This window comes from Rhodoferax sp. (assembly GCF_011391645.1).
In the GTDB taxonomy this organism is placed as follows: domain Bacteria; phylum Pseudomonadota; class Gammaproteobacteria; order Burkholderiales; family Burkholderiaceae_C; genus Rhodoferax.
This window is the reverse complement of sequence record NZ_JAABQC010000149.1, coordinates 1-3,773: the sequence shown is the minus strand read 5'-3', so window position 1 is coordinate 3,773 and position 3,773 is coordinate 1. Positions and strand designations below refer to the sequence as shown.

Annotated in this window: 3 protein-coding genes; 2 read left to right on the top strand and 1 reads right to left on the bottom strand. The window is 55.2% G+C overall.

Annotated elements, in window-relative coordinates:
- A partial coding sequence (gene cyaY, locus GPS82_RS13435; protein ID WP_296495564.1) for an iron donor protein CyaY occupies positions 1-241 on the top strand: 241 nt, incomplete at its 5' end.
- A 2-nt stretch (positions 242-243) separates the two neighbouring features.
- Here cyaY and GPS82_RS13430 read toward each other — a convergent pair.
- Positions 244-2,511, bottom strand: coding sequence for a PBP1A family penicillin-binding protein (locus GPS82_RS13430; RefSeq protein ID WP_296495566.1), 2,268 nt, complete (start codon positions 2,509-2,511; stop codon positions 244-246).
- A 397-nt stretch (positions 2,512-2,908) separates the two neighbouring features.
- Here GPS82_RS13430 and GPS82_RS13425 point away from each other — a divergent pair.
- The coding region (locus GPS82_RS13425; RefSeq protein WP_296495561.1) for a pilus assembly protein PilM at positions 2,909-3,773 on the top strand (865 nt) is incomplete at its 3' end.

Below are 3,773 nucleotides of genomic sequence, written 5' to 3'. Positions count from 1 at the left end.
TGTTGACAACCAGCGCACTGGCAGCATGATCACGCTGATGTTTGCCAACCGCAGCCAGATTGTCATCAACCTTCAAAAACCTTTGCATGAGATCTGGCTGGCCGCCCGGTGCGGCGGCTTTCACTACCAGTTTGACGGCTCGCAGTGGGTGGACACCAAGGGTCAAGGCGAGTTTTTCGCGTCACTGTCCGCCTATGCCAGCGAGCAGTCTGGCCTGCCGCTGGATTTTTCAGACCGCTGACCCTAGTTTTTGAACAAATCAAGAATCCTCAGCTTTTCATCCGCCTCTGGCATTGGAATCACTTGCGGTGTGCCTGGATTGGCGCCGCTGTCCATGCCAAGGGCAGAGATGCCGGCGCCGCCCGCATACTCATCGTAAAACCATTCGCCGCCTGAGTTCACCACGCCTGCGGGCACTGCAGGTTCCATGACCGGCACATTTTTCAAAGCCTGCGTCATGAATTCAATCCACACGGGCAGGCTCAGGCCGCCGCCGGTTTCACGCGCGCCCAGCTTTCTGGGCGTGTCATAGCCGATCCAGGTGACGGCAGTCAAGGTGGGTTGAAAACCCGCAAACCAGGCGTCCATCGAGTCGTTGGTTGTGCCCGTCTTGCCATACAAATCCGGGCGCTTGAGCGTTGCCTGTGCTGAAGCGGCTGTTCCTGAGCGGGTCACCTCCTGCAGCAAACTGTCCATGACAAAGGCATTGCGCGCATCGATGGCGCGCATGGATTCACTCAAGAGGGGCGCCTGGGTTTGCGTCAGCACGTTGCCTTTTTGATCTGTCACCCGGCTGATCAGCCACGGGTTGACGCGGTAGCCGCCATTGGCAAAAACCGCGTAAGCGCTGGCCATTTGCATCGGGGTGACCGAACCTGCGCCGAGTGCCATGGTCAGGTAAGCAGGGTGTTTGTCGGCATCAAAGCCAAAGCGCGTGACCCAGTCCTGGGCATTTTTAGCCCCTACTGTTTGCAAAATGCGGATTGACACCATGTTTTTGGACTTGGCCAAGCCGCGGCGCATGCTCATTGGGCCTTCAAATTTGCCATCGTAGTTTTTGGGCTCCCAGGGCTGGCCACCCGTCACGCCGGCATCAAAAAACAACGGGCTGTCGTTGATGATGGTCGCAGGGGTCACGCCTTGTTCAAGTGCGGCTGAATAAATGAAGGGCTTGAAGCTGGAGCCTGGTTGGCGCCAGGCCTGGGTGACATGGTTGAACTTGTTTTTTTCAAAATCAAACCCGCCCACCAGTGCCTTGATTGAGCCATCGCGCGGGTCAAGCGCCACAAAGGCGCCTTCCACTTCCGGCAACTGGGTGATCTCCCAGGTCTTTTTGGGCGTTTGTGTTACCCGGATCACCGCGCCCCGGCGAATCCTGATGTTGGCGGCAGCCTTGTCAGACAGGCCTGACTGGACTGGCTTGAGTCCGTCGCCGGTGATTTCGATGATTTCATCGTTTTGACGGATGGCCAGCACTTTTTTGGGCGAGGCCTCCAGCACCACGGCCGACATGACGTCGCCGTTGTCGGGATGTTCCTGCAGCACGCCATCAATCATGTCGTCCAGGGCCTGCCGGTCAGTGGGCAAGCTGACAAACACCTCAGGCCCGCGATAAAACTGGCGCCGCTCATAGTTCATGATGCCGCGCCGCAATGCCTTGTAGGCCGTGTCCTGTTGCGCTGCAATGACCGTGGTGTGCACGTTCAGCCCCCGGGTGTAGGTTTCGTCACCATATTGGGCAAACATCAGCTGCCTGACCGTTTCAGCGACGTACTCGGCGTGGATGCCGGCGTTGTCAGACCTGGACTTCACTTTCAGTGGCTCAAGTTTTGCGGCCTCGGCTTGCTCGGCGGTGATAAACCCGTTTTCCAGCATGCGTTCAATGATGTAGAGCTGGCGCGACCTGGCGCGCTTGGGGTTGTTGATCGGGTTGTAGGCAGAAGGCGCTTTGGGCAAGCCGGCCAGCATGGCGGCTTCGGCGATGGTGATGTCTTGCAGTGACTTGCCAAAATAGGCATCTGCCGCAGCCGCAAAGCCATAAGCCCGGTTGCCCAGAAAAATCTGGTTCATGTAGATTTCAAGAATCTGGTCTTTGGTGAGCAAATGTTCCAGCTTGAAGGTGAGCAAAATCTCATAAATCTTGCGGGTGTAGGTTTTTTCGGACGTCAGGTAAACATTGCGCGCCACCTGCATCGTGATGGTTGATGCACCCTGGCTTTTGATTCGGCCCAGGTTGGCCAAAGCCGCGCGCAAAATACCTTTGTAATCCACGCCGCCGTGCGCATAAAACCGTGCGTCCTCGATGGCCAGCACCGCGTCGATCATCACTTTCGGGATATCCTTGACGGGCGTGAGCTGGCGACGCTCTTCACCAAACTCACCAATCAACGAGCCCTCGGCAGAAAAAACACGCAGGGGCAGCTTGGGGCGATAGTCAGCCAGGTCCGAAATGTCAGGCAAATTGGGAAACGCCACCGCCATGGCAATACCAACCAAAAGCAGCAGCGTCATCACACCGGCCAGCACCAACCCGCCTGACCACAAAGCCAGCCTGAACGCCCAGTTCACAGCGGAGCGCTTTGGTTTTTTCGCTTTTGATTCTGATTTAGGCACGGCAGAGGGAGAGTGAACGGTCATAAAAGTACGGATACGGCATTCGGCCCATTATAAAAACCAGGACAAACGCCAAGGCTAGGTTAGCATTCGAGACAGCATCATCTGCAGGTTTTGTCTCAGAATGACATGATTTTCGACGGGATGTGCAGCCACTTTCTGGATTCGCGTCTAAATTTGGCAACAGCAAATGTTGTTTATAAGTGAAATTACCTTTACGCCACAAAGGGCTTGCTGCTAGTATTCAAGTGGACTCTCAAGTGTTGAGTTGTTACATCTTGTTTGGGGAATTGCGTTGATTTCTTTGAGATCATTGTTTGCACATCAGCTTACGCCTATGCTCGGCCTGGACATTGGCACTTCAAGTGTCAAGCTTGTCGAGTTGGGCCAAGGCAATGACAACAATTTGGTGTTGGAAGCCTGCGCCGCTCTGCCCCTTGAAAATGGGTGGATCAAGGATGGCACCATTGAAAAGCTGGACGAGGTCGCTGCCACGGTGAGTCGCCTGGTCAAGCAAAGCGGCAGCAAAACCAAAAATGTTGTCATGGCCTTGCCGCCCTCATCGGTCATCACCAAAAAAATTGTTTTGCCTGGTGGGCTGACAGACCAGGAACTCGAGTTGCAGGTTGAGTCCGAGGCCAACCAGTACATTCCGTTTCCGCTTGATGAAGTCAGCCTGGACTTTTGTGTTCTGGGTCCGAGTCCAGGTTCCAAGGGCGACATTGACGTTTTGATCGCCGCCTCGCGTCGTGAAAAGGTGCAAGACATACAAGGCCTTGCCGAAGCCGCAGGGCTCAAGCCGGTGATTGTGGACGTCAAGTCGTACGCTTCCCGCCTGGCGGCCAGCCGCTTGATTTCCAACATGCCCGAATTTCCAGCTGACAGCGTTGTGGCACTGTTTGAGGTCGGTTCCCTGACCACCAGCATGCAGGTCATCCGAAACGATGAGGTGCTGTACGACCGTGACCAAGCCTTTGGCGGGTCTCAATTGACGCAATTGATCGTTCTTCAATATGGGTTTTCGCATGAAGAAGCAGAGCTTAAAAAATGCAGGGGCGAGTTGCCCAAAGATTACGAGGCAACTGTCCTGAAGCCCTTTATTGAGAGCTTGGTGCAGGAAATCAGTCGCGCGCTTCAGTTCTTTTTTACCAGCACCACCC